Source organism: Leuconostoc mesenteroides subsp. mesenteroides, from assembly GCA_009676745.1.
GTDB classification, from domain to species: Bacteria; Bacillota; Bacilli; order Lactobacillales; family Lactobacillaceae; genus Leuconostoc; species Leuconostoc koreense.
The window spans coordinates 212,501-237,118 of the sequence record CP046062.1; the positions used below are offsets into that span (position 1 = coordinate 212,501).

General features: G+C 37.8%; 27 protein-coding genes, 1 tRNA gene and 2 rRNA genes (1 of these 30 running past the window's edge). 2 read left to right on the top strand and 28 right to left on the bottom strand.

Going from position 1 to position 24,618, the window contains the following annotated elements; translation table 11 throughout:
- The 8 genes from GJV51_00985 to GJV51_01020 all read right to left on the bottom strand — a co-directional run.
- Positions 1-371: ribosomal RNA gene (locus tag GJV51_00985) — 23S ribosomal RNA — on the bottom strand; it reaches 2,546 nt to the left of the window's first position.
- Between the two features lie 187 nt (positions 372-558).
- Positions 559-631: transfer RNA gene (locus tag GJV51_00990), tRNA-Ala, on the bottom strand.
- A gap of 107 nt (positions 632-738) precedes the next feature.
- Positions 739-2,295 (bottom strand): 16S ribosomal RNA (locus tag GJV51_00995).
- The 16S and 23S rRNA genes sit together here with 1 tRNA gene alongside, the layout of an rRNA operon.
- A 324-nt stretch (positions 2,296-2,619) precedes the next feature.
- A complete protein-coding gene (locus GJV51_01000) occupies positions 2,620-2,991 on the bottom strand; it encodes a hypothetical protein (protein QGM24647.1) in 372 nt (123 codons plus the stop codon).
- A 6-nt stretch (positions 2,992-2,997) separates the two neighbouring features.
- Positions 2,998-3,381, bottom strand: coding sequence for a S1 RNA-binding domain-containing protein (locus GJV51_01005; protein QGM24648.1), 384 nt, complete (start codon positions 3,379-3,381; stop codon positions 2,998-3,000).
- Positions 3,382-3,452: 71 nt separating this feature from the next.
- The gene (locus GJV51_01010) at positions 3,453-4,040 is read right to left on the bottom strand and encodes a peptidylprolyl isomerase (GenBank protein ID QGM24649.1); all 588 of its coding nucleotides are present in this window, start codon (positions 4,038-4,040) and stop codon (positions 3,453-3,455) included.
- Positions 4,041-4,079: 39 nt separating this feature from the next.
- Entirely contained in the window at positions 4,080-4,292 is a 213-nt protein-coding gene (locus GJV51_01015; GenBank protein ID QGM24650.1) for a DNA-directed RNA polymerase subunit omega, read from the bottom strand.
- 10 nt (positions 4,293-4,302) lie between these two features.
- The gene (locus tag GJV51_01020; protein ID QGM24651.1) at positions 4,303-4,899 is read right to left on the bottom strand and encodes a guanylate kinase; all 597 of its coding nucleotides are present in this window, start codon (positions 4,897-4,899) and stop codon (positions 4,303-4,305) included.
- Between the two features lie 248 nt (positions 4,900-5,147).
- Between GJV51_01020 and GJV51_01025 the strand changes: the two genes are divergently transcribed.
- Entirely contained in the window at positions 5,148-5,474 is a 327-nt protein-coding gene (locus GJV51_01025; protein QGM24652.1) for a hypothetical protein, read from the top strand.
- A gap of 46 nt (positions 5,475-5,520) precedes the next feature.
- Here GJV51_01025 and GJV51_01030 read toward each other — a convergent pair whose 3' ends face one another.
- The 6 genes from GJV51_01030 to GJV51_01055 all read right to left on the bottom strand — a co-directional run bounded on the left by GJV51_01030 (position 5,521) and on the right by GJV51_01055 (position 10,996).
- A complete protein-coding gene (locus GJV51_01030) occupies positions 5,521-6,597 on the bottom strand; it encodes a metaphase chromosome protein 1 (GenBank protein ID QGM24653.1) in 1,077 nt (358 codons plus the stop codon).
- A gap of 62 nt (positions 6,598-6,659) precedes the next feature.
- Complete coding sequence (locus GJV51_01035; protein ID QGM24654.1) at positions 6,660-7,010, bottom strand: hypothetical protein; 351 nt, start codon at positions 7,008-7,010, stop codon at positions 6,660-6,662.
- 142 nt (positions 7,011-7,152) lie between these two features.
- The gene (locus tag GJV51_01040; protein QGM24655.1) at positions 7,153-9,555 is read right to left on the bottom strand and encodes an endonuclease MutS2; all 2,403 of its coding nucleotides are present in this window, start codon (positions 9,553-9,555) and stop codon (positions 7,153-7,155) included.
- Positions 9,556-9,602: 47 nt separating this feature from the next.
- Positions 9,603-10,124: a CvpA family protein gene (locus GJV51_01045; protein QGM24656.1), complete on the bottom strand. Its 522-nt coding sequence runs from the start codon at positions 10,122-10,124 to the stop codon at positions 9,603-9,605.
- A complete protein-coding gene (zapA, locus tag GJV51_01050; protein ID QGM24657.1) occupies positions 10,121-10,513 on the bottom strand; it encodes a cell division protein ZapA in 393 nt (130 codons plus the stop codon). The genes GJV51_01045 and zapA overlap by 4 nt, the downstream gene beginning before the upstream one ends.
- Before the next feature lie 105 nt (positions 10,514-10,618).
- Positions 10,619-10,996: a hypothetical protein gene (locus tag GJV51_01055; GenBank protein ID QGM24658.1), complete on the bottom strand. Its 378-nt coding sequence runs from the start codon at positions 10,994-10,996 to the stop codon at positions 10,619-10,621.
- Positions 10,997-11,173: 177 nt separating this feature from the next.
- On the opposite strand from GJV51_01055, the gene GJV51_01060 reads away from it, so the two are divergent.
- The gene (locus tag GJV51_01060) at positions 11,174-12,085 is read left to right on the top strand and encodes a ribonuclease HIII (protein ID QGM24659.1); all 912 of its coding nucleotides are present in this window, start codon (positions 11,174-11,176) and stop codon (positions 12,083-12,085) included.
- 16 nt (positions 12,086-12,101) lie between these two features.
- On the opposite strand, the gene GJV51_01065 is transcribed toward GJV51_01060, so the two are convergent.
- The 14 genes from GJV51_01065 to GJV51_01130 form a co-directional block, all read right to left on the bottom strand.
- Positions 12,102-12,632 carry a hypothetical protein gene (locus tag GJV51_01065; protein ID QGM24660.1) on the bottom strand — a complete coding sequence of 177 codons (531 nt, stop codon included), beginning with the start codon at positions 12,630-12,632 and terminating at the stop codon, positions 12,102-12,104.
- Positions 12,633-12,634: 2 nt separating this feature from the next.
- Positions 12,635-13,027: a DUF948 domain-containing protein gene (locus GJV51_01070; protein QGM24661.1), complete on the bottom strand. Its 393-nt coding sequence runs from the start codon at positions 13,025-13,027 to the stop codon at positions 12,635-12,637.
- A 144-nt stretch (positions 13,028-13,171) separates the two neighbouring features.
- Positions 13,172-14,728: a ribonuclease Y gene (gene rny / locus GJV51_01075; GenBank protein ID QGM24662.1), complete on the bottom strand. Its 1,557-nt coding sequence runs from the start codon at positions 14,726-14,728 to the stop codon at positions 13,172-13,174.
- Between the two features lie 135 nt (positions 14,729-14,863).
- A complete protein-coding gene (gene smpB, locus GJV51_01080) occupies positions 14,864-15,328 on the bottom strand; it encodes an SsrA-binding protein SmpB (protein ID QGM24663.1) in 465 nt (154 codons plus the stop codon).
- Positions 15,329-15,339: 11 nt separating this feature from the next.
- Positions 15,340-17,664: a ribonuclease R gene (gene rnr / locus GJV51_01085; GenBank protein ID QGM24664.1), complete on the bottom strand. Its 2,325-nt coding sequence runs from the start codon at positions 17,662-17,664 to the stop codon at positions 15,340-15,342.
- Between the two features lie 102 nt (positions 17,665-17,766).
- A complete protein-coding gene (secG, locus tag GJV51_01090; GenBank protein ID QGM24665.1) occupies positions 17,767-18,009 on the bottom strand; it encodes a preprotein translocase subunit SecG in 243 nt (80 codons plus the stop codon).
- Between the two features lie 71 nt (positions 18,010-18,080).
- Positions 18,081-18,854, bottom strand: a complete 774-nt coding sequence (locus GJV51_01095; GenBank protein QGM24666.1) for an RNA methyltransferase — start codon at positions 18,852-18,854, stop codon at positions 18,081-18,083.
- Between the two features lie 59 nt (positions 18,855-18,913).
- Positions 18,914-19,837: a membrane protein insertase YidC gene (gene yidC / locus GJV51_01100; GenBank protein QGM24667.1), complete on the bottom strand. Its 924-nt coding sequence runs from the start codon at positions 19,835-19,837 to the stop codon at positions 18,914-18,916.
- 71 nt (positions 19,838-19,908) lie between these two features.
- Positions 19,909-20,181, bottom strand: a complete 273-nt coding sequence (locus GJV51_01105; protein QGM24668.1) for an acylphosphatase — start codon at positions 20,179-20,181, stop codon at positions 19,909-19,911.
- Positions 20,168-21,268: a HAMP domain-containing protein gene (locus GJV51_01110; GenBank protein QGM24669.1), complete on the bottom strand. Its 1,101-nt coding sequence runs from the start codon at positions 21,266-21,268 to the stop codon at positions 20,168-20,170. The genes GJV51_01105 and GJV51_01110 overlap by 14 nt, the downstream gene beginning before the upstream one ends.
- Positions 21,269-21,280: 12 nt before the next feature.
- Complete coding sequence (locus tag GJV51_01115) at positions 21,281-21,970, bottom strand: response regulator (protein ID QGM24670.1); 690 nt, start codon at positions 21,968-21,970, stop codon at positions 21,281-21,283.
- A 96-nt stretch (positions 21,971-22,066) separates the two neighbouring features.
- Positions 22,067-22,612 carry a DUF177 domain-containing protein gene (locus GJV51_01120; protein ID QGM24671.1) on the bottom strand — a complete coding sequence of 182 codons (546 nt, stop codon included), beginning with the start codon at positions 22,610-22,612 and terminating at the stop codon, positions 22,067-22,069.
- A 1-nt stretch (position 22,613) separates the two neighbouring features.
- The gene (locus GJV51_01125; protein ID QGM24672.1) at positions 22,614-23,786 is read right to left on the bottom strand and encodes a nucleotidyltransferase; all 1,173 of its coding nucleotides are present in this window, start codon (positions 23,784-23,786) and stop codon (positions 22,614-22,616) included.
- The gene (locus GJV51_01130) at positions 23,786-24,538 is read right to left on the bottom strand and encodes a methyltransferase domain-containing protein (GenBank protein ID QGM24673.1); all 753 of its coding nucleotides are present in this window, start codon (positions 24,536-24,538) and stop codon (positions 23,786-23,788) included. The genes GJV51_01125 and GJV51_01130 overlap by 1 nt, the downstream gene beginning before the upstream one ends.
- Between the last annotated feature and the right edge of the window lie 80 nt (positions 24,539-24,618).

Genomic DNA, 24,618 nt, shown 5'->3' on the forward strand with positions numbered 1-24,618 from the left:
CTATCACCCTCTATAGCCAAGCTTCCCAACTTGTTCTGCTATAAAACACTTTTGTAACTCTTATATATCAGTCCTACAACCCCAACATGCAAGCACGTTGGTTTGGGCTCTTCCCCGTTCGCTCGCCGCTACTTAGGGAATCGATTTTTCTTTCTGCTCCTGCTGCTAATGAGATGTTTCAGTTCACAGCGTATTCCGTCAAATATCCTATGTATTCAGATACAGACAACTCTTACGAGTTAGGTTTCCCCATTCGGAAATCTCTGGGTCATAGCGTACTTACCGCTCACCAAAGCTTATCGTAGTTAGTCACGTCCTTCATCGGCTCCTAGTGCCAAGGCATTCACCACGCGCCCTTATTAACTTAACCTATACAACCGAAGTTGTGGTTTAAGTTTATGAGTTGGTCATTTTTCAGACCTGCGATTAAACCGTTCTTTTTAAAGAACTTTTTGTGTTGTTTCTCGGTTCATTTTAGTGCAATCTTTCGATTGCTTTTAAAAGAATTTGTTACTATTCAGTTTTCAATGTACAACATGCTAGCCTTTCGACTAGCTATGGAGAATAGCGGGATCGAACCGCTGACCCCCTGCTTGCAAAGCAGGTGCTCTCCCAGCTGAGCTAATTCCCCATAGGATCACTTTGAGACAATGATACCTATTAAAGTATCACACTCAAAACTAAACAAAACTTTGAAACAAACAAATTGACACTTAAGTCGCTGTCGCTTTCCGATTATCCTTAGAAAGGAGGTGATCCAGCCGCAGGTTCTCCTACGGCTACCTTGTTACGACTTCACCCCAGTCATCTGTCCTGCCTTAGACGGCTCCTTCCCGAAGGTTAGGCCACCGGCTTTGGGCATTACAAACTCCCATGGTGTGACGGGCGGTGTGTACAAGACCCGGGAACGTATTCACCGCGGCGTGCTGATCCGCGATTACTAGCGATTCCGACTTCATGTAGTCGAGTTGCAGACTACAATCCGAACTGAGACGTACTTTAAGAGATTAGCTCACCCTCGCGGGCTGGCAACTCGTTGTATACGCCATTGTAGCACGTGTGTAGCCCAGGTCATAAGGGGCATGATGATCTGACGTCGTCCCCGCCTTCCTCCGGTTTGTCACCGGCAGTCTCGCTAGAGTGCCCATCTGAATGCTGGCAACTAACAATAAGGGTTGCGCTCGTTGCGGGACTTAACCCAACATCTCACGACACGAGCTGACGACGACCATGCACCACCTGTCACTTTGTCTCCGAAGAGAACACTTTTATCTCTAAAAGCTTCAAAGGATGTCAAGACCTGGTAAGGTTCTTCGCGTTGCTTCGAATTAAACCACATGCTCCACCGCTTGTGCGGGTCCCCGTCAATTCCTTTGAGTTTCAACCTTGCGGTCGTACTCCCCAGGCGGAACACTTAATGCGTTAGCTTCGGCACTAAGAGGCGGAAACCTCCTAACACCTAGTGTTCATCGTTTACGGTGTGGACTACCAGGGTATCTAATCCTGTTTGCTACCCACACTTTCGAGCCTCAACGTCAGTTGCAGTCCAGTAAGCCGCCTTCGCCACTGGTGTTCTTCCATATATCTACGCATTCCACCGCTACACATGGAGTTCCACTTACCTCTACTGCACTCAAGTTAACCAGTTTCCAATGCAATTCCGGAGTTGAGCTCCGGGCTTTCACATCAGACTTAATAAACCGTCTGCGCTCGCTTTACGCCCAATAAATCCGGATAACGCTCGGGACATACGTATTACCGCGGCTGCTGGCACGTATTTAGCCGTCCCTTTCTGGTATGGTACCGTCAAACTAAAATCATTTCCTATTCTAGCTGTTCTTCCCATACAACAGTGCTTTACGACCCGAAAGCCTTCATCACACACGCGGCGTTGCTCCATCAGGCTTTCGCCCATTGTGGAAGATTCCCTACTGCAGCCTCCCGTAGGAGTTTGGGCCGTGTCTCAGTCCCAATGTGGCCGATCAGTCTCTCAACTCGGCTATGCATCATCGTCTTGGTAGGCCTTTACCCCACCAACTAACTAATGCACCGCGGATCCATCTCTAGGTGACGCCGAAGCGCCTTTTAACTTTGTATCATGCGACACTAAGTTTTATTCGGTATTAGCATCTGTTTCCAAATGTTATCCCCAGCCTTGAGGCAGGTTGTCCACGTGTTACTCACCCGTTCGCCACTCACTTGAAAGGTGCAAGCACCTTTCGCTGTGCGTTCGACTTGCATGTATTAGGCACGCCGCCAGCGTTCATCCTGAGCCAGGATCAAACTCTCAATTTGAAAATTTGAAGATTGCTCTTCGATTAAACTGACTATTTTTCGCTATATCTCTATAACGTAATCCGTTTATTGTTTGTTACGAATTGACTTCGCAAATTTGTTTTTGTTACTTTACGTAACAGCTACAGATTCGTTTGTTCAAAGTTTTGTTCAGTTTTCAATGTGCTACTTGTTGTCGCTGAGACAACTATATTATCTTATCACGCTCTTTTCGATTTGTCAACTACTTCTTTTCGTTGCTTCCTCTCTCTTTTCGCGCTCGTTCCTTCGTAAGAAAGAACTATTATAAATATACTCTCTTTATTAAAAAAGTCAACCCTTCTATCAGTTTTCTTCAAAACTAACAAACAATGTCGTTTTTAAGGTTTTTAAGAGATCATGAATTTTATTGGCAGGCATAAATTCCAGTTTAGAATTTAATTCTTGTTCAATCTTCTCGGTATCTCTCACTTCAAACGAATAGATTGATAACAACTCACCGTCAATTTCCACACTAGTCAATTCACCAAGACGCCAATCATTAAAATTCACCGGACCTAATTCTTTTAAACCACGTAGTGCTGCTCCTAAAGACGTATCATTATTATGTTTATGCATTTTTGTTGTGAAGAACTGGTAGCCATTTTCTTTTTTTTGTACTAAAAAATAAGGTAGATTATCTTCCACCGCAATTGCTGTTACTGCTATCAACGACATATTCACTCACTTCCCGAGACGCCTAAGCGCCTCTTCAATCCATTCACCCTGTTTATCAGCAATAGATGCAAAACCATATTCTAAATGATAGTTTGTCCAAAAACGTTTTTTTAAAGTATAATTTTTACCAATCATTTTTTGGTTAGCACTTATCATTTCATCTTGACGCAAGGATAAACTTATTTTGCCATTATACTGTTCGATATCCATAACTACGACGCTAACTTCTTTACCTACTTTTAATTCACCGTTCAAATCACGAACAATACCTGATTTGCATTCCGAAATATGGATAAGACCTTGTGTATGATCGTCTAATGATACGAATGCTCCATATGGTTGAATCCCCGTTATACGTCCTTTTAATTTTTGACCTACAGAATACTTCATTTTTTTGCCTCTGCATTTTATTATATCATGGTCTGTTAGTTGTTCGTCCGTTTGAACAATAAAAAAGCAGGTTATACACCTGCTATCTCAATCGTATGGATAATTACATCTTCACGTGGCTTATCCGACATATCAACTTTTACTTTTGCTATTTCATCGACAATATTGAATCCTTCAATCACTTGGCCAAACACAGTGTGTTTACCATCCAACCATGGTGTACCGCCTTTTTGTCGATAAAAATCGGCTACTTCTGCCGGCAAACTACGTAATGCCGAAACCATTTGTGTTGGAAAATTAGATGCCTGTACAATGAAAAACTGTGATCCATTCGTATTAGGTCCAGCGTTAGCCATCGAAAGAGCGCCATAAGTATTAAACAAATGATCGCTAAACTCATCTTCAAAGCTACCGCCCCAAATGCTTTCACCACCCATACCAGTTCCTTCAGGATCGCCACCTTGAATCATAAAATCACTGATAACACGGTGAAAAATACCATCGTTGTAATAACCATTTTTTGCATGTGTAATAAAATTTTCGACAGTTTTCGGCGCAATATCAGAAAACAATTTAACTCTAATATCACCTTTATTTGTTTTAAAAGTTGCAACAGGGCCACTATAATTAGCAGCATCTAATTGTGGATACTCTACCATGAATTTTCTCCTAAAATTATAAAAAACGCCTGTTGGCGTTTATACTTCGTCTTCAAATTTGGGGTCAATAATGACAGCACCATTTTCAATTTCTTCTAACGCTTGCCCAACAGACTTATTCGATTCGAATGTTTCTTGAGTTGCTGGCAAACCAGCATCTAACTCACGAGCACGCTTTGCGCCTAAAGCAATTAGCTTATAACGTGAATCAACCTTTTCTAATAGCTTATCAACTGATGGATATAGTAACATGTCTTTCTCCTTATTGTATCTTATCAAATACACGAGTTACGCGTAAGCGTTCTGCTGTAATGATTGATTTGATTCGTTCAACTGCATTTGAAACTACATCGTTTTCAACAGCATAATCGTAATTAATCATCATTTTAAGTTCATCACGTGCCGCTGCAACTCTTTTTTCAATCACATCAGCAGAATCTGTACCACGACCGACCAAACGATCGCGTAGATTTGTTAAATCTGGCGGTGTTAAAAATATGTAAATACCTTCTGGCATTTTTGATTTAACTTGCAAAGCACCTTGAACGTCTATTTCCAAAAAAACATCACGCCCGCTTGCTAGCGTCTCATCTATAAAGCTTTTAGGTGTTCCGTAATAGTTACTGACATATTTTGCATACTCTAACATGTCACCATTATTAATTTTTTCTTCAAACTGTTCACGGGTTACAAAAAAATAATCTTCACCGTCTACTTCTCCAGCACGGGGCTGACGTGTTGTAGCGGAAATCGAATATTGAAAATCAATGCTTTCTTCTTCAAAAATTGCTTTACGTACAGTGCCTTTTCCGACACCTGAGGGCCCTGAAAGTACGATTAATAAACCACGCTGAGTCATAATATTCCTCTTTATAAACTAATAAGAACATTATAGCAATTTACCTTTACAATATCAATATTAACATAAACACAGCCATTATAGTGAATATTTGTTCCCATAGACAAATATAGACTTTATAAACAAAAAATGCCTATTTATCAGCATAATAGTATTCAAGAAACGTTTAAGAAACTTTCCTTCAATTTGCTTATTTGAACGTTTGTTCGTATAATGAATTTATATAACAACGAGTGGAGAAGACTGGTATGCAAAATTATATTATCCAACATCAATTTCAAGCACCATTACATCATTTACTTCAAAAACTTATTCAATACGTTGCCTCAAAAAAATCAGTATCTTTGAAGCGCCAATTAAATGCACAGGAAATTATAATACGCTTAGAACTAGCGCTCAATACCACTGATCCTGTAACCATTCAACTTAATGACTCTTTGTTCAGTGAGCATGTTACGCAGTTGTATGGATACATGTACCAAAATAACCATGGTCAGCTTTTCATACAGTCACATAAGACTCATAAGTTTTCTAATATAGCACCTGGAATGATTCGGCACATATCATTTAGTTGACTGCAAGCCATATGTGTACATAAAAAAGCACAATCATAGTTGTGCTTTAACTAAGTTTTTCTATTTCTGTCATGTCTAGCTTTTCAAGTAAAGAATTAATCGCAACTATATCAATATACCGATCAATATCAAGAGTCCCTGCTACAAGGTCACCTAGCCCTGTGAGGGCTTTTTTACTACTCAAAAAGGTTAAATAGGATTTAACCTCACCACCGATACCATCTAAATCAAGCCACTGTGGTGTCCAATAATCTAACAGGTATTTTTCAGCAAATGCATTTAATAAATTCGCTCGCCATAATTTGTGTGTTGCGTTAAACTCATGTGCCATGCCTTCATGAAAAGCATAAAGCATATTAATGACATTATCACTGACAACATCTTTAACAGAAGCTTCTTGGAACTTTTTTAGGCTTTTTTCAGCAAATTCAAGCTCTGTTTGCACTTCATCAGGTGACAACGATGGTTGTAATTTTTGCACATCATTAGTATTCTTTAAAGGCTTCATTTTAGGTGATAATCCGCGGAATGTCTCGTTGATGATTTCCAAGTTAAAATCATCATCTTCTTCATTTTCCGACAAAAACTTAAATTGTAGTTCATCAATAGCATTTGACGTCTTCATCATTTCCGCAACATCTTTACCTTGCCACTTGAAAAAATTAATTGCGATTACTGTGCGCATAATCATTCGCCAAAAATTAACATCAAACTTCGGTGCGTGGGCAATAAATCTTTGATTAACGCTGCTTTCTTTGACCAAAAATTGTTGCATATCGTACAAGACAGGTACTAAGAGTACAAAATAACGCCAATCACGATCATCGCTATTTACTAATGCTGCTTGCATAACTTCATTCAAATTGACTGTAGCACGTTCATTGCTAGTAAATTTCGTAAAATTTTGCTGCACAATGGTCGCAATCACGTCATCTAGGAAAAAAGAAGCTACTTCAAATGTTTCTGTAGAATATTTGGTATTGTACGTCAAATAATACCGTGCACGTAAAAAGCCCGCAAAATCATTATAATTAAATTCTGGTAGTATATTTTTTGAAGTGAATTTCTGCTTTGACTTTGTATGACGCATTTTTTTTAGTTGCGCTGATTTTCCTTGTTTCATATCATAAAAGTATCAAATTAGACCACCTATATTTCGTGATCCACACTCAACACATCCTCCTTTTAAATACTTAAATCTAGATTGTATTTTCCATTACCAAACTCGCGTAATTTGAACTGAAATACTTGCTCGTTACGTTCTAAATTAGGTGTGATAACGGTTGCCTGTTGGCTGCCTTCTAATTCAGCAATTTCAATTGCACTATTAATGGCTGACATTACTGGGGCAAATTCTTTAGGATCCGCAGACACATAAAACATTTCTGCATTACCATATGTTGCTGACCTGCGCATCAAACTAACTGAGACCCTATATCTGTTGGCATCAAAAATAATATGATTAAAGTTAAATCCGTGCGCATAATGAAATAATGATGATAAAAATTCTTGAGAATTAAATTTTTCTTTTGCCATGTGTTTTCCTTAAAATAGTTTCAATATAAGTATACTATAAAAAAACAATCAATTTCTGCCACATCAACCCCACTTTATTATCCACCCTAACAAAATAAGAAGGCTTTCTCGTCGAAAGTCTTCTTATTGATCAATCGTTAAGTTACTTTAATTCCACAATTGTTGCACCATCGCCACCTGCATTTGCACTAGCAAAATGATACGACTTCACGCGTCGATCAGATCTCAAAAACTCGGTAACACCTTGACGTAGCGCGCCTGTGCCTTTCCCATGTATAATTTCAACAGGACTAATATTAGCTAGTACTGCTGTATCTAAGTACCGATCTAGTTCAGTTAGAGCAGCTTCATAACGTACACCACGCAAATCCAATGTCGATTTTACAGAAGCTCTCGCTGACCCACTGCTTGTTGTTTTTCGAATAATTTTTTGTTGCTTTTTCTTAGCTTTACTTTTTTGAGCCTTCACAGTTGCTTCAGTTTTAACAATGTCGTCTTCATCAACAAGCATTTTTAAAATGCCCATTTCGACTTCCCATTGACCATTCTTATGTTTTTTGACTAAAGTACCTTGCTGGCTGTAGGAACGGATAGTAATTTCATCCCCAGGAGTTAATTCTTTTACTTTTTTGGCTTTTTGTAAAATTTTATTTTTCTCCAAGGAGTCATTTTGCCGCAACTGATCAAGCTTTCCTTTTCTGGCTTGCAGTTCTTGCTCAGTTAACTCACCACGCTGTCCTGCTCTTAAACGCTCTTTACGAATTTCACTAATTAATTGTTCTGCTTTCTTTTTGGTTGCTGCGACAATATGATTAGCTTCATTTTTAGCGTCTAAAATAACATGCGCACGCTCTTTTTCCAACTTGTTTTGTGCTTCTTTTAGGGCATCTGATTTTTTTTCTGTCGCCTTGATTTGTGATTTAAGTTCTTCATTATTTTTTTTGACTTCATCTCGCTGTGCAACTAAATCAGCAATCATATTATTCAAGTCTTGATCTGATTCGTCAGTTAAAGACATTGCAGCGCCAATGACATCTTCACCAAATCCCAAGCGCTTCGCGATTGCTAAAGCGTTAGATTGTCCTGGAACACCCATCAAAAATTGATAAGTTGGTTGTAACGTTTCCACATCAAACACCATTGAAGCGTTTTTAGTTTCTGGTCGATTATAACCGTATAATTTCAACTCAGGGTAGTGTGTTGTAGCTATCGTATACGCCCCTAGGCTAGCAACTTTATCTAATATAGCAATTGCCAGTGCTGCCCCTTCTGCGGGGTCAGTTCCAGCGCCCAGTTCATCGAAAATAACTAATGTTTTATCATCAATGTGGTCAAGCATTGACACAATGTTGGCCATGTGGGAACTGAAAGTAGATAAGTTTTGCTCAATTGATTGTTCATCACCAATGTCCGCAAACACTTCTTCAAAAATACCTACTGTTGAAGGTTGCCTTGTCGTTATAAATAATCCAGATTGAGCCATTAATTGTAATAGCCCAAGCGTCTTAATCGTGATCGTTTTACCACCAGTATTAGGACCTGTAATAATGATGGTTTTATAGCTATCCCCAAGACTGATATCATTAGCTACTGCTATTTTTTTATCCAACAGTGGATGCCAAGCCTGTCGCAAATTAATATGATTCTCTAAGCTGACAGTTGGTTGCATAGCATCTAAGCGAACTGCTAACCGCGCTTTGGCATTCACAAAATCAAAATGCCCTAAAATTTGAACATTTTGTTGAATTTCAATTGTATGTGGCTCTAATGCTGCTGATAGTTCTCGTAACACTCGCTGCTCTTCTGCATTTTCTTTCACACGAAGTTCGCTTAGTTTGTTACTCAATTCAACAACAGCTTGCGGTTCGACATAAAGTGTCAATCCTGTTTGACTTTGATCATGAACAACACCGCCAAACTGATTTCTATACTCTGCTTTTACTGGTAAAACATACCGATCACCCCGAATAGTAACAATCGGGTCACTCAAGTATTGCGCAGTTTTGCCTTTAGTAAATTCCTGCATCTTATTTTTAATGGCATTTTCGTGACCGACTATTTTTCCTCGAACCGATTTTAATTCATATGATGCTTCATCATTAATACGGCCAGTTAAGTCAATAGCAGTTTGAATTGATTTAGTAACCTCAGGCAACGTTTCAAGTTGTTCAGCTTGTTCAACAAGCACTTCTAGAGATTCACCAATCGACTCATCTTTCATTTGTATGAAAAAATTAGAAATAGCACTTGTATTACGTAGAACATTGCCTATTTCTGCTAATTCAGTAGCACTTAAACTTGCTTGAATATTTAGTCTTTTCAAATGTGGTGTGATATCGGCTAATTTAGCTAGTGGAATGCCACCTTTTAAACGGTCAATCATCATCGCATCTGCTGTTTCTTGCAGCCAATAATTGATTACATCTACATCATTAATGGGTTGCAGCGCGTCTGCCTCTTGTCGTCCAATAGGCGTTGATAGAAAATCACTTAGTTGTAACTTAATTTTGTCATATTCTAATGTTTGTAGTACTTTTTGATTCATTTTATTTTCCCAAATATCTAGAACAAAAAATGTTCCTAGATTCTATTTTATAGCCACCAATTATAGATTTGATTAGCAAAAAATGGCATATTGTCTAATATATCGTTCAAAAGCGGTGTTTTTAAGAATTGATCTTGGATCCAGATGTTCGGCATTACAGACAATAGCTCTAGGGCAAAAAATGCTATGACAGCGCCCATAATACCATACAGAAGGCCACCAAGGACCGCATCAAACCACCCCAATAATGGGATGTGGCGGATAACACTGAAAGATTTTAATATCCAGTGACTAACAATACTACCCAAAATGAATATTATTGTAAATATTACTCCTGATGCTAAAAATTGTGACCCGTCACCAACAACATTCTGTGGTATTGTCGTTCGTACAAATTGTCCTGAGACGAAATCGGTTAATAGTTGCCCAAATGGTTTAGCAAATTTAATCGCAATATACCAAACAATTACCCATAAAATAAAACGAAGTACCGCATTAACTAATCCCATACGGTATCCCATTCTAATAGTAATTAAAATAAAAATGACTGACAATCCTAATAAAATCATTTGTCGGTTTCCTTAAATATTTTGTTTGATGCGCGCGTGCGGCTCTCTTGCTTAGCTGTAGCTATAATACTTGAAACAGCACTTTTTTTAGGTTTCAACCTTTCTTTTTGCGATTGTAACAAATTAATTTCTGCTTGCATTTCAGCTATTTTTTCATGTAATTCATCAATTTCTGCCTGTTTATATAACTGATCTGATATTGAATTAAATGTCAAGAGAATGGCCTGATCCAATTGTGACAATTTTGGAGCAACCACTTTAATTTGCTTAATCTGCTTATTCAGTAATTCTTCGGTTGATTTAAAATGGGGCAGACTCGCTTCCCCAGAAATAATATATGTTTTTCCGGCAATAGTTGCCTTATATTGTCTTCTTTGCTGTTTTGTCATACATCAATTATACAATAAATCCCATTATTGCGCGGAAAAACTAACAATTCTGTTAGTTTAATTAATACGTACTAGGAAACTGAAGCCATTTTTTTATTCCACGACTTATTCAATGTCAGCACTTACAACATAGAAGCTATCACTAATTTTTACACTACGATTAAGTTTTACCGTAACTATATCTCCAATTTTAAATATCCTATCAATATGATTATTATCAACTAAAATACTAACCTTTTTATTATTTTTTTCCGGTAAATTCAAAAGTATTGAATCTCCTTTAATGATTTTATCATTAATTTTAAATTGAAGAATTTTATCAGACACATCATTTTCATGAAGAACTTGATAAAATTTCCTTTCGTCATCTTTATTCACTACCTTATAATCTGCCCCCATCGTAAACTCCCACAACAAAATATTTACCCCACCAAAAACTACTACTATTACGATAGTTACTAATAGTGACTTAGTTTTTAACATACCTTATTTTCTCCCCATGTGACTGTACTTCAACAGCAATAACCCATACTGTGATTATATAATGTTAACATATCTCAAACTGATTTTGAGAATGTTATCACTAACGAACGGAACCTCGATAATTAAGAAGTTTTTTTATTTAAACACGCAGGGATAAAAAACTGATATACTGCTAATATGCAAACAGTTATTCAAGTCAATAAACAAAAATTAAAACAAATAGCCCATTATTATGGTCAATTCACCAGTAAGAAAGTGCCTACTGGTGCTTTGTTTTCAGTTAGTACTGGTTCTGTTACTGTAACAGGTTACTACTCTGGAAAAGTTGTCTTTCAAGGCAAAACTACTAGTGCTGAGGCTGCTAAATGGGAAACGAATTCAATTCATACTCTTGGCTCACCTGAAAAGATAGATAAAGTTCTTCCGGATAATTTTGCTAATTGGTCAGTTCTAGGTTCTGATGAGGTAGGTGCTGGTGCCTATTTTGGTCCACTAACAACAGCCGCTGTTTACGTATCTCAAGAAAACCTAGCGTGGGTAAAAGCACTAGGTATTGCTGATTCGAAAACTTTAACAGATGATAATATGAAAAAAATCGTTCCGCAAATTATTGCCAAGCTACCTCATCATGTTGTTAATTTAATGCCTGAAAAATATAATCAATTACAACCTTTGCATAATGTAAACCAAATGAAAGCAATCTCTCATAATTTTGCCTTAGGTAAAGTATTGGATAAAATTTCCCCAATCACACCACAAGCCATTTTAATTGATCAGTTTGCACAACAAAGCACATACTTTAAGTATCTTAAAAATGCTAAGCAACAACGAATAATTCATGAAAATGTATACTTCACTACTAAAGGCGAACAGTATCATTTAAGTGTCGCTGCTGCTTCTATCTTAGCTCGTGTAGTAGAATTAGATGCTATTTCTAAATTAGGTGCCGAAGTTGGTATCAAGCTGCCCATTGGTGCAGGACGTGAAGTTGACCGTGTTGCTGCAACATTATTGCGACGTAATATTGATTTGAGACACTACGCTAAACTACATTTTGCCAACACTAAAAAAGCAGAACGGCTATTATAGCCGTTCTGCTTTTTATTTATTCTTCTGTTTTTGCTTGTGCATCTGAAGTGTTATCATCTTTAATTGATGGTACTTCATCGTTTTTTACATTTTCATTGTCGGCTAAATCAGCCAAAACTTCTTCCAAATCCACATCATCTTGTGTTAATTCGATATCCTCACTGGCAAACTTTTCTCGTAAATCAGTAAGTGCATCTTGTGTTTTTTCAATATAAGGAGTTACAAAATCCTTAGCTTTATCAACATATGGTGCTGCTTGATCTGTTAAATCCTTAATTTTTTCAGTTGCAGCATCAATTTGGTCGGCATATTTTTCTTGACTATCCGTCTTCAAGGCAACCGTTTTTTCTTTAGCCTTTTCTGTCACATCAGCTGCTACATCTGCTGCATTGTAACTAATATCATAAGCCTTATCACGCAGTAATGCACCCGTTTTGTGTGCTTTGGCTGACAATTCGTCTTGCTTATCTTTAGGCAATGCTTTATAAGCAATATAAGCTGCCGTAGTTGCTAAAACACCTGCAATAAATACTTTTGTCTTTGACATCATTAAACCTCCGTTTTCTTTTTGTTTCTAAACCTACCCATAGCAGCCTTTGTTGCATTTTTAGTCATAGCAGCTGCCACACCAGTTGCTCCGGCCTTGACACCTGAAAACTTGTGAGTAACATTTTGTGCTGAATTATTAAGTTTTGACACCGTAACTGACAAGTCAGCCATTGCCTGTACTGTTGGATCAAGGGTTTTCACTTTGCCATTGATATCATTTAGCAATACATTAGCGTTTCCTAAAATTTCATTACTTGAACGTGCGATTGTATCGACATCCATTGTTATAATACTCAATGAACGTGTTAAACGTAACAAGAATATGCCGATAAACATCACCAAAAGTAGAAAGGCTACGGCAAATATAATTAATGCTAATTGTCCTGGTTCCATAAAATCCTCCGCTAAATATCATAGTTATGATTATACTTCGTTTAACTTTTTATGAAAAATTTAAAACATTCTCACTAACATCAATTATAACAAAAAAAGACGTTCTACGAACGACTTTTTAAAAAACGTATTATTTATCGTAGTTTAATGTGCATAATCAATCGCACGTGTTTCTCGAATAACCGTAACCTTAATATGTCCTGGATATTCCAGTTTTTCTTCAACATCCGACTTAATGTCGTGTGCCAATACCTTAGCTTGCAAGTCTGTAACCTTTGTAGGTTCAACAATCACACGTACTTCTCGACCTGCTTGAATAGCATATGCTGTGTGAACCTCCTCATAATTATTTGCAATCGTCTCAAGCTCCTTTAAACGTTGCACATAATTTTCTAGTGACTCGCTACGAGCCCCTGGACGGGCAGCACTAATAGCATCAGCCGCAACTACTAATTCAGCAATTGGCGAAATTGCTGCAACGTCACCATGATGAGCAGCAATTGCATTGATTACAATTGGCTTTTCATTAAACTTCTCAGCTAACCTGACACCTAATTCCACATGGGAACCTTCGACCTCAGCATCAACTGCTTTTCCAATATCGTGTATTAATCCAGCGCGTTTCGCAAGCGCGACATCCATTTTAAGCTCAGCTGCCATCATTCCCGCAAGTTTTGCGACCTCGATTGAATGTTGGAGCACATTTTGACCGTATGAAGTTCGATAATTCATACGACCTATCATCTTAATTAAGTCTGGGTGCATACCCCGTAATCCTAGTTCAAAGACAGCTTGTTCACCCTTTTCACGAATCGTTTCATCCATTTGACGTCGTGATTTTTCAACCATTTCTTCAATACGAGACGGATTAATTCGACCATCTGCAACTAAGGCCTCTAATGCCATTTTTGCAATTTCACGTCGGACAGGATCAAATCCACTTAAAACGACCGATTCTGGTGTGTCATCAATAATTAAATCAATACCAGTTAGAGATTCTAAAGTACGAATATTACGACCTTCGCGACCGATAATTCTTCCCTTCATATCTTCACTTGGCAAATTCACAACAGAAACTGTCACATCAGCAACAGAATCAGCTGAGGAACGTTGGATAGCTTGCACGATAATATTACGAGCACGCTTCTCAGCTTCGCTGGTTGCTTCTTCTTCAGCTTCTTTAATCAAGGCTACTCGTTGACGAGTCAAACTTGCCTTAGTTTCACTTAAAATTTGTTTCTTAGCATCTTCAGGAGATAGTTGAGCAATTTCTTCCAACTTTTCTTGTTGTGTAGTCAACAACTTCTGTGCTAATACTTCTTTTTTTGCTGCGTCATCAAGGCGTGTCTGTACTTGATTTTCTTTTTGAATCAATGATGCATCGCGTTGATTCAAGGCCGCATCTTTTTTATCGAGGTTATTGATGCGGTCTTCTAGCCTGTGTTCTTGTTGCTGCAAATGCTTTTGACGGTCGTTATACGAATCATTAACTTGATTCCGATAAGTTTGCGCCAAATCTTTAGCATCAACTTCTGCTGCACGTTTCAAGCTCTTAGCTTCATTATTTGCTTGTTCAAGAATGTTAGTTGCCATCTGCTCGGCAGAAATAACTTTACGCGCGTCTTGAGATCTGCGCATATAGTATCCTATACCAAGACCAATCACAATTGCGAAAAACACTGAAATGATTGTAACTACCATGTTAATATATCCTTTCAGCTTGTGAATATTAGATTTCACATATATTAAGTATATATGTTAATTCATGACGGGTCAATAGAGTATTCCATAGACCTGTGCGTTACTTTACAAAAATAAAAAGGAGCATTTGAGCTCCTAATTTTTAAATCGGCGGCTTAATTCTCGCTCTTGATCACGTTTCTTAATATCTTCTCGTTTATCATATTTTTTCTTTCCGCGACCTATACCAATTAAAACTTTCGCAAAGCCGTGTTTTAAATAAACCTTCAAAGGAACAATTGTTACACCTTGTTCCTGCGCTGCTTTTTCAAGAACTCGAATCTCTCGTTTATGCAACAGTAATTGTCTGGTCCGCAATGGATCAACATTAAATTGATTTCCCTGCATATAAGCAGAAATATGCACATTTGTTAGCAAGGCATTGCCATTGTGTATCGTTACAAATCCATCACCTATGGTAATTTGACCGGCCCGAACTGACTTAATTTCCGTTCCTGTTAAAGATATACCAGCTTCAAAAGTTTCCGCAATGGCATAGTTAAATCGCGCTTTACGATTCTGAGCAAGATAATTTTCAGTATTTTGTTTCTTCTTTGCCATGACAAACCACCTTAAAAGTTACGTTTGCTATCCTGTTTATGCCCCTGTTTACTATCTAAGGGCCCTCTCTTTGGACGTGGTCCTTCTGATTTGCCACGACGTTCATTTTTACGCCGCTCATCGCGATTACGACCTTTACCAAACTTACCATGTGCCTTTGAAGCTACACGAATATCCGTTGTTGGTGCATCTTCTGGATTAACCAATACAAAGTCAACCACACGTTCATCTTTATTAACACGTAAAACCTTGACGCGTACTTTTTGCCCAATTTGAAAAATACGGTGCTTCGAACGGCCAATTAATGCCGCATGTGACTCATCATACTCATAATGATCATCAGTCAGGTTAGAAATATGAACCAATCCTTCAACTGTGTTCTCAAGGCTAATGAACAAGCCAAACTTCAATGCTGAATTGACGACCCCATCAAATTCAAGATTAACCTTATCCATCATGTATTCAGCCTTTTTCAAAGCATCCACATCTCGTTCAGTATCAATGGCTCGGCGCTCACGTGAGCTTGTATCTTCACCAATTTTACCAAGATGACTAGCATACTTTTCTTGTGCTTGAATACCATGACCGTGTTTCTCATACCATTTAATCAATCGGTGAACTGTCAAATCAGGATAACGTCGAATTGGTGAAGTAAAGTGAGTATAGTACTCAGCACCCAAACCAAAATGTCCAACTGGATCCGGTGAATATTTTGCTTGCTTCATTGCGCGCAACATCATCGTAGAAATCATTTGTTCAGCAGGGTCACCAGCAACATCTTCCATTAACTTTTGTAGCATGATTGGTGTTACTTTACTTGGATCACCAACAACTGTGTGCCCCAAAGCCTTTGAAAATTCAAAGAACGACTTAGCACGATCAGCATCAGGCGTCTCGTGAATACGATACAAGAACGGCACTTTAAGTTTATCAAAATGCTCGGCAACGGTTTCATTCGCCGCTAACATGAAGGATTCAATCATTCGTTCGGCGGTACCACGTTCTCGCAACTTAATATCAGTAGCTTTCCCATCCTCATCCACAATAATTTGTGCCTCAGGTGCATCAAATTCTATGGCGCCACGCCTTTTACGCATATTGTAAAGAATTTCATGTAGTTCACCCATCACTTTAAACATAGGCACTAATTTTGCGTACTCATCTTGAACGAAAACATCACCCGCCAAAATTTTATTGACAGCATCGTAAGTCATACGAGCATGGGACTTCATAACTGAGGTATGCAATCTATGATTCACTACATTTCCTTGTGGATCAATTTCCATCTCTGCAGACATCGCTAAACGTACAACGTTTGGATTTAACGAAGCAATACCGTTAGAAATATTTCTAGGCAGCATTGGAATAACACGGTCAGTCAGATAGACAGATGTACCGCGATTATAAGCCTCGATATCAATACTAGACCCTTCCGTCACATAGTGTGAAACATCTGCAATATGCACACCCAGATGATAGTTGCCATTATCTAACTTCCAAGCAACTACGGCATCGTCAATATCTTTCGTGTCAGCGCCATCGATTGTAACTAGGGTTTGCTCTGTAATGTCTTCTCGACCATCCCATTCAGATTCAGAAACTTCACTTGGAATGTTAAGTGCGTCATCTAACACCTCTTGTGGGAATTCACTTGGAACCTTCTTACTGTAAACAATTTGTAAAATGTCCATCCCTGGTTCATCTTTGTATCCAAGTGTTTCGGTTACCGTAGCAATTATTTCTCGTGGATGGATTTTATCAGGAAAACGAGTAACTTCCGCTACGACTACTTGACCATCATTAGGTGTTAATCCGTCATCGCTAACTAACACTTTAAAATTCATTGTTTTCTTGTCGCTGAGGTGTAGTTCACCAATCATGTTGCGCGCTTCTGTCCCTAATGAAAAAGTCCCTACTATGCGCTCGTAAGCATGTTCCAGAATTTCTTCCACTTTACCTTCTGGTCCACGGTCTGGTGTGGGTGACGGCTTTAATGTTGAAACACGCACCGTGTCACCTTGCATTGCTTGTAGTGTATTTTCTGGATTAATAAAAAAGTCAGGTAATTCGTCATCGTATTTAACAAACCCAAAGCCCTTATCATTAGCACGATATTCACCAATTGTATAACCGGCATTTTTGTTATATTGATACCCATTTTTAATGTCGATAACATCCCCGTCACGTACACTAGCATTCAACGCATTAACCACCTGCTTGTAACCTCGGCTATCTGTCATTCTTAATCCGTCGGCTAAGTTTTGTGCGGTAAATATTTGCTCACGATTAGCTTTTAAAAAGCCAGTAAGCTGTGATTTTAATTGTTCTAATTCCATATTTTTTCCTTGTTAGCTTAATTTGCTACTATTTAGTATATCTTGTTTACTATAAATTGAGATAAAAAAAACCAGTTTACGAAAAAGCGTAAACTGATTTTTTTAATGTGCTGAAATGTACATTAAAGCAAATCCAATGATAAACCATAATGCTCCAAGCACTGCTGTTGTACGACGCATAACAGCTTCAAATCCACGCGACTTACGCTCTGCGAACAAATCTCCTGCGCCACCTGATAATGCTGATAATGCATCTTGTTGTTTACTTGGTTGCATCATAACTGTCATAATAAGCAAAAATCCTACAACAATTAGAGCAATAATAAGTAGTTTTTCCACAGTTATATCCTCTACTAAATCGTTAACATTTATTATAGCAAATTTTACGCTAAATCGCCAATTTCAGCAAAATGTTATTAGTTTCCCAATGCCAAGCCAAACATTAGAATTCCACCAGCAATAGCTACGTTCAAACTTTCAGCCTGCCCTTGAATAGGGATGTATAAGTTGGCTGTTGTTTTTTCTGCTAATTCAGCTGACATACCTTGTCCCTCATTACCAACAATTAAACCAAATTGTGTGCTTGGTTCAACATCACGATATGATTTTGCTTTTTCATTTAATTGTGAACCATAAACTGGTAGATTATTTGCTGTTAAGGCATCAACCCATTCATTTAAGTCTCCATTCAAGACCTCTAAATGGAACTGAGAACCTTGCATAGCACGTACCACTTTTGGAGCAAATGCATCAGCTGTACCAGCACCTAAAACAACACCCTTAAATCCTGCTGCATCTGCTGTTCGCACTAATGTACCAACATTTCCTGGGTCTTGAATCTTGTCTAATAATAACCATGCCCCATCATGAACATAACTGGGATCAAATGTCTTTTCAGGTAGACTAATCTCTGCAAAAATACCTTGTGGTGTATTCGTACCAGCAATATGCTTGGCAACTTCGTCACTAATTTCAAAAGCCGGAACACCATGAGGGACATTTGGAAGATAATCAGCCATTTGTTTTTCTGTAGCCATTATGGCGTGGAATTTTGCACCAGCTTTAACGGCTTCTTCAACTAAATGCAAACCATCGAGCAAATAAGTATGATTCTCTTGACGGCCTTTCTTTGTTGCAAGTTTTGCCCATGCTTTCACACGTGCATTTTGATTTGAAATAATTCTTTCCATGTGTATTTCTTTCTGTTCTTTCTGAGAACTGACAAAAGTACGTCAAAAAATTGACGTACTTACTTCGACCGCTGTTGCTTTCCAGCATTGCGATTTTTTTTGTTTTGATTTTTTAGAACGCTTGGTTCATCAGTAACTTTTGTATTTCCTGGATTGGCATTTGGTATTTTAATATCCTCTGCCATTAAATCATCAGCTGTTTTTTGAATTTTAAATTCAGCTGTAACGCGTTTTTCTAACCCAGGACGTTGATAGTGTTGAATTAATGTCTGGATTAAAGCGAATACACCACCGATAACAAAGTATAAGCCAATAGCACCACTTGCAATCATAGCAAACACAAAAATCATTACAGGACTAACAAACATCATTGCGGCTGATGTCTTACGTTGTTCCTCAGGCATATGTTGCATCATTAGCCAAGCCTGAATCAGATATACAATACCGGCAACAATGGCAAAAACTAATTGCGGTTTTCCAAGATCAAATCCTAAGAAAGAGGCCCCTTGCAAAGCTGGCGCATGCAGAATAGCAGAATATAGTCCTGAAAAAACAGGTAATTGCATTGCCATTGTTAAAAATGAAATGCCACCAATAACGCTGACATTATTTTCTCGATATAACGACATCATAGCCATGCTGGCTTTTTGCTGTTCTTCTGTCGTCGCTGCCTTACGAGATAAAGTTTGTAGTTTATCAATCTCGGGCTTTAATTTCTGCATTTTAATTTGATTGACAGTCGTATTAACTTGTTGATTCAAGAAAAATGGCAATAAAATTAATCGGAAAATTGCAGTTATAACAATAATTGCCCAGCCAATACCGTTAACACCACCAATAAAATGAGCGATACTAGTCATTAATTCAGCCAATGGCTGACCAATCCAACGATACATCCTACTGTCTTGATTATAACCACCAGTAAGCAAAATAATATCAAAAATAACAAACGCAAACGTCAGAACGCGTTTTAATTGTTTCATAATCAGGGTTTCTCCTTGAAAATCGTGTTAAAAAAGTTGTGCACAATTACAAAATACTATTATAGCAAGAATCACCCACGAATAGCAAAGTCATTTGTCTCAAATAATGGGATATTTGTCGTGATAACCTTATCAACATGACTATAAAAACCAGGGCCTTTCTCAAGTACTGACAAAAAATCTGTTAAATCACTTGGTAATCCTTGAGCTTGTATTTTAACAGAACCGTCTTTTTGGTTACTTACCCAGCCAACAATATTGTGCTGCTGTGCTGTTCGCTGTGCAAACCATCGAAACCCAACACCTTGTACTAAACCAAAAACATCAATTTCAATTGCTTTCATTTTTTTCCTCAACATACAAAGGTAAATAGACTGTGAAAATTGACCCTGATCCTTCTGCACTTTCTAATGCAATTGTACCACCATAAGCCTCTACCAAACGTTGCGCAATGCTTAGTCCCAGACCAGTTCCCCCCTTGGCTCGTGACCTCGCCTTATCAACACGATAAAAGCGGTCGAAGACACGTTTTGCATCTTCCGGTTTTAATCCTTCACCAAAGTCTTGTACGCCGATTTCAACGCGATTTGCCGTTTGTGACAAAGCAAAATGTATTTCATGACGATCTAGAGAATACTTTACAGCATTATCGGCTAAAATGATTAGAATTTGCTCCATATGATCTTGACGAATCTTAACTTTTGCTTTGGTTGATAAATCATCATCCAAGGTAAAAGAAAAGTCAGGATGTATCATTTTAAAATTATCATAAACACGATGCATTGTACCGCCAACGTCAGTAATTTCTTTCACGTTATCAACTGGAATTTGCTCTGCACGTGTTAAATTGAGCATTTCGTTAATTAGTGTTTCCATTCGATGCACTTCTGCCAGCGAGGATTTGATTGAATCTTCCAAAACTTCTGGATCATCTTTACCCCAACGATTCAAAAGTTCCATGTGACCTTTCACGATTGTTACCGGCGTTCGGAGTTCATGGGAAACATCTGAAACAAATTGCTGCTGTGCACCGATTAATGCTTGTAAACGATCAATTGTGCGATTTAGAATACGAGTTAAATCAGAGAATTCATCATTTGCACCAATTTCACTGGCACGTACTTCCGTCATCGGATCATCTTCAAACGCTTCAATGGTAGCTTCAATTAACCGAACCGGCCGCAAAATGACTTTAGTTAAGATTAGTGCAAATATAAATATTGCCAAGCCACCAAAAGCAATAGTAAGCCACAACCAAAAAATAACTTCATTTGGTAACACACCGTAGTGATTCTTTATCAATCCAGAAAGTAATAAGGCAAATACGATAAATATAACAAAAAAGCCGGACGCCATTCCAAGTGCTAACTGCCAGCGCAGTGAGAATCGGCGTACAGCTTTTTTAGTTGTTTCTTTTTCATTATTATCCATAATTAATTAAAATTAGCTGCGCATCACGTAGCCAGTGCCACGTACTGTTTGGATATATGACGCTTTACTTTCAGGATCATCAATCTTATTACGCAAATAACGAATATACACATCAACAACATTCGTTTCTACTTCAGAATCAAAACCCCAAACTTCTTTTAATAGTTGCTCACGAGATTGAACCACATTAATATTTTCTACCAATGTTAATAACAAGTCGTACTCACGCTTTGTCAAATTAATAATTTGATCATCACGACGTGCAATACGATTTTCCTTTTCAATACGAAGGTCTTTGAAGTTAATAATTGAACGATGCTTGTCATTTGTTTCAGTTTCAATTGCAATACGGCGCAAAAGTGAACGAATACGAGCTAACAATTCTTCAATCGCAAATGGCTTTACCAAATAATCATCAGCACCATAATCCAATCCAGAAACACGATCAATCACTGAATCACGGGCAGTCATCATGATGATTGGTGTTTTTTTAACTTCACGCAATCGGCGCGCAACTTCTAAACCGTTTAGTTCAGGCAACATCAAATCAAGCAAAATAACATCATAATCATTTTCTAATGCCAAGTCTAGTCCAGAACGACCATCATTCACCGTTTCGGCTTCATATCCTTCATGTTTAAGTTCAAGACCAACAAACTTTGCCAAGTTTTCTTCATCTTCAACAATCAATACTTTACTCATTTTTTGTCCTCAGTGTTTTAAATCGGCAGAAGCCGAGTCTATTTATATTACTTCCCTTTATTTTAGAGCATTTGTTTAACTCTTGCAAGTGTTTTCTCATTCTTTGAAAAAATCGTCTAATTTTGATAAACGAGGGTCAATTTTCGGCTCGTCTTCTATCATTTTCTCATTTTCATAAGCTTCTTGACTGATAACATGCCAATCTTTTCCAGAGGGTAACCGATCGTCGGTTTCTTCCTCAGGCGTTAAAATTTGTAAAGGCAAAGTTGCTATAATATTATCCAAAATAGCATCGTCCACATTTAAAGAATCATTTTCTAATACAAAAACTGCCTCAGTTTCTTCGAAATCCTTGAGACGATTCTCATCCTCAATATATAATTCAGAAAATGCTAAATGAATTGGCACAACCACAGGGTCTAATGATCGTGAAGATGGTACTGTGATATTCCCTAGAACATTAACGTCTAGCGTGATATCATCATTATCTAAGTAGCTAATGCTTCCGGTAACTTCAAGTGGTGATAACTCTAAGACTACTTCTGAGAAGCGACTTTTAGCTTGTTCCTCTAAATTTAAAGTTTCTTTGATAACTAACGGATTTTGACGATACTTTAATAATTGATTTTTTGCATATTTCATACTATTTCTCCCAATATAATGGCATTCGTGTCACATCTTGTGTTGCCGCATTTTCATTTGCCAGCAATTGCCACACTTTACCAGCTTTATAATCTAAGCGCAGATTGCTTTTAGTCAAACTTGAATCAACTTTACTGATAAGGGGCAGGGTCACTTGTTTTTTAATTTCATTTAGGTATTGCTGCCCAGCTGAAGTAAATCCTAGAATACGCAAGTATGGATTCTGCATAGCTGTCTGCATCTGGTCTACCTTAATATTCATCAAAGTATACAATAACGTGCGCTGTATTCGTGTGAACGTATACCGCTTAGATTTGGTTGATTTAATAAAACTTTGATAACTTTGTGGACCAGAATCATTTAGAGCTGTTTTAGCAAAACGGTGCTCTAATCCCTCGGCCATTTGATAAATTTGGCCTAGTTGACCAACTGTATCTGTTGTTAGCCGATACTTCAACATTGACCAGAATTTACTTTCGAAATCCATTGTATTGGCAGCGCTAGCTAGCGCTACTTTGGTCGCCTTAGGAATAACATTTTGGATCTTTTCAGTTTTCCCTTTACGTAAAGCTAAACGAATAGATGACGCTGAGGCAATCGATTGTTCATCCGTAAAGTTGGTGTCATGATAATTTGCTTCAGCGCGTTGAATAGGTATAATGCCAATGTTAGCCTGTTGATTTAGAATAGCACTAGCGTAACCAAGCGCCAGAATATCATTAGGCTCTTCCAGTTTAAAGCTAGTTTCCGCCTCTAATTGTTTAGCATAGGCACTGGCAAAGGTTTGCGTATGATTCTTAAATTCTTGTCCTTCTGCGATAGTTGGTGCTTGTTTCGCTAAAGATAGGAAATCAACCTCTGGATGCTCACTACCAAATACAATATTATCAACACCAAGAGCGGATAATAATTGAATCGCCCCGTCAGCAAAAATATGACTTGGTTGTACTGCAAAAAAAGTAGGTAGTTCAATGACTAAATCCACACCATTTTCCAGAGCCATTTGCGTCCTTTGCCATTTATCAAATAAGGCTGGTTCACCACGTTGCACAAAGTTACCAGACATAACGGCTACAACCACATCCGCACCTGTTAATTTTTTGGCCTGTTGAATATGATAAATATGCCCATTATGAAATGGATTATATTCCGTTATTATTCCGACTGCTTGCATTATTTCACCGCCCTAAAAAACCAACGTTCTGTTTTTTCATCAATATCATTTTGTCCAAAGTTCGAAAAAACTTCAATATCATGAAAACCAGCACTTCTTAAAGTTTCTTGATATGTCTTTAAATCATAGGTTTGCTCATGATGAATTTCGCGCATGATCTTAAAAGCGTCAATTGCCTCATCATACACAAAAAACTTTAAGTCATGGTCAACACTATTCTCTTGCTCACCAGGATAGCTAGTCCACATAAAAATATTTTCATCATCGTCATCATTATTATAGTAATAATTATCGTAAAGCACGTTAACCTGGTAAGGTGTGATCACATCAAATAAAAATTGTCCGCCAAGTGCTAAATGATCATACACTTGTTGAATAGCTAATCTAAAATCAGATAAATTTGGTAAATAATTTAAAGCATCTGCGAAACTAACGATGATGGGGTATTCTTTTTTCCAATCTGAAAAGTCACGCATATCAGCTTGTAACAAAGCTAAGTCGACGTTTGCATTATTGGCATGCCTTTGTGCCAGTGATAACATTTCTGGTGACAAATCTAGTACATCAACAGTGTAATCAAGCTGTGCTAATAAAACTGCTAATCGTCCAGCTCCTCCACCTAAATCCATAATGTCTGTCGGCTTACTATTTTTTCTCACAAAATTAACCCACTCTTGATATAATTCTGAATCAAATAGTTGGTCATATTTTGCCGCAAATGTAGAGTAATTGTTATTTATTTCATTATTCATAATTTTAATTTTAACATGGTGACGGTCTTAACGGTTATATTATTGTTCTTACAAACTAAAAAACCGAGACAGTAGTCTCG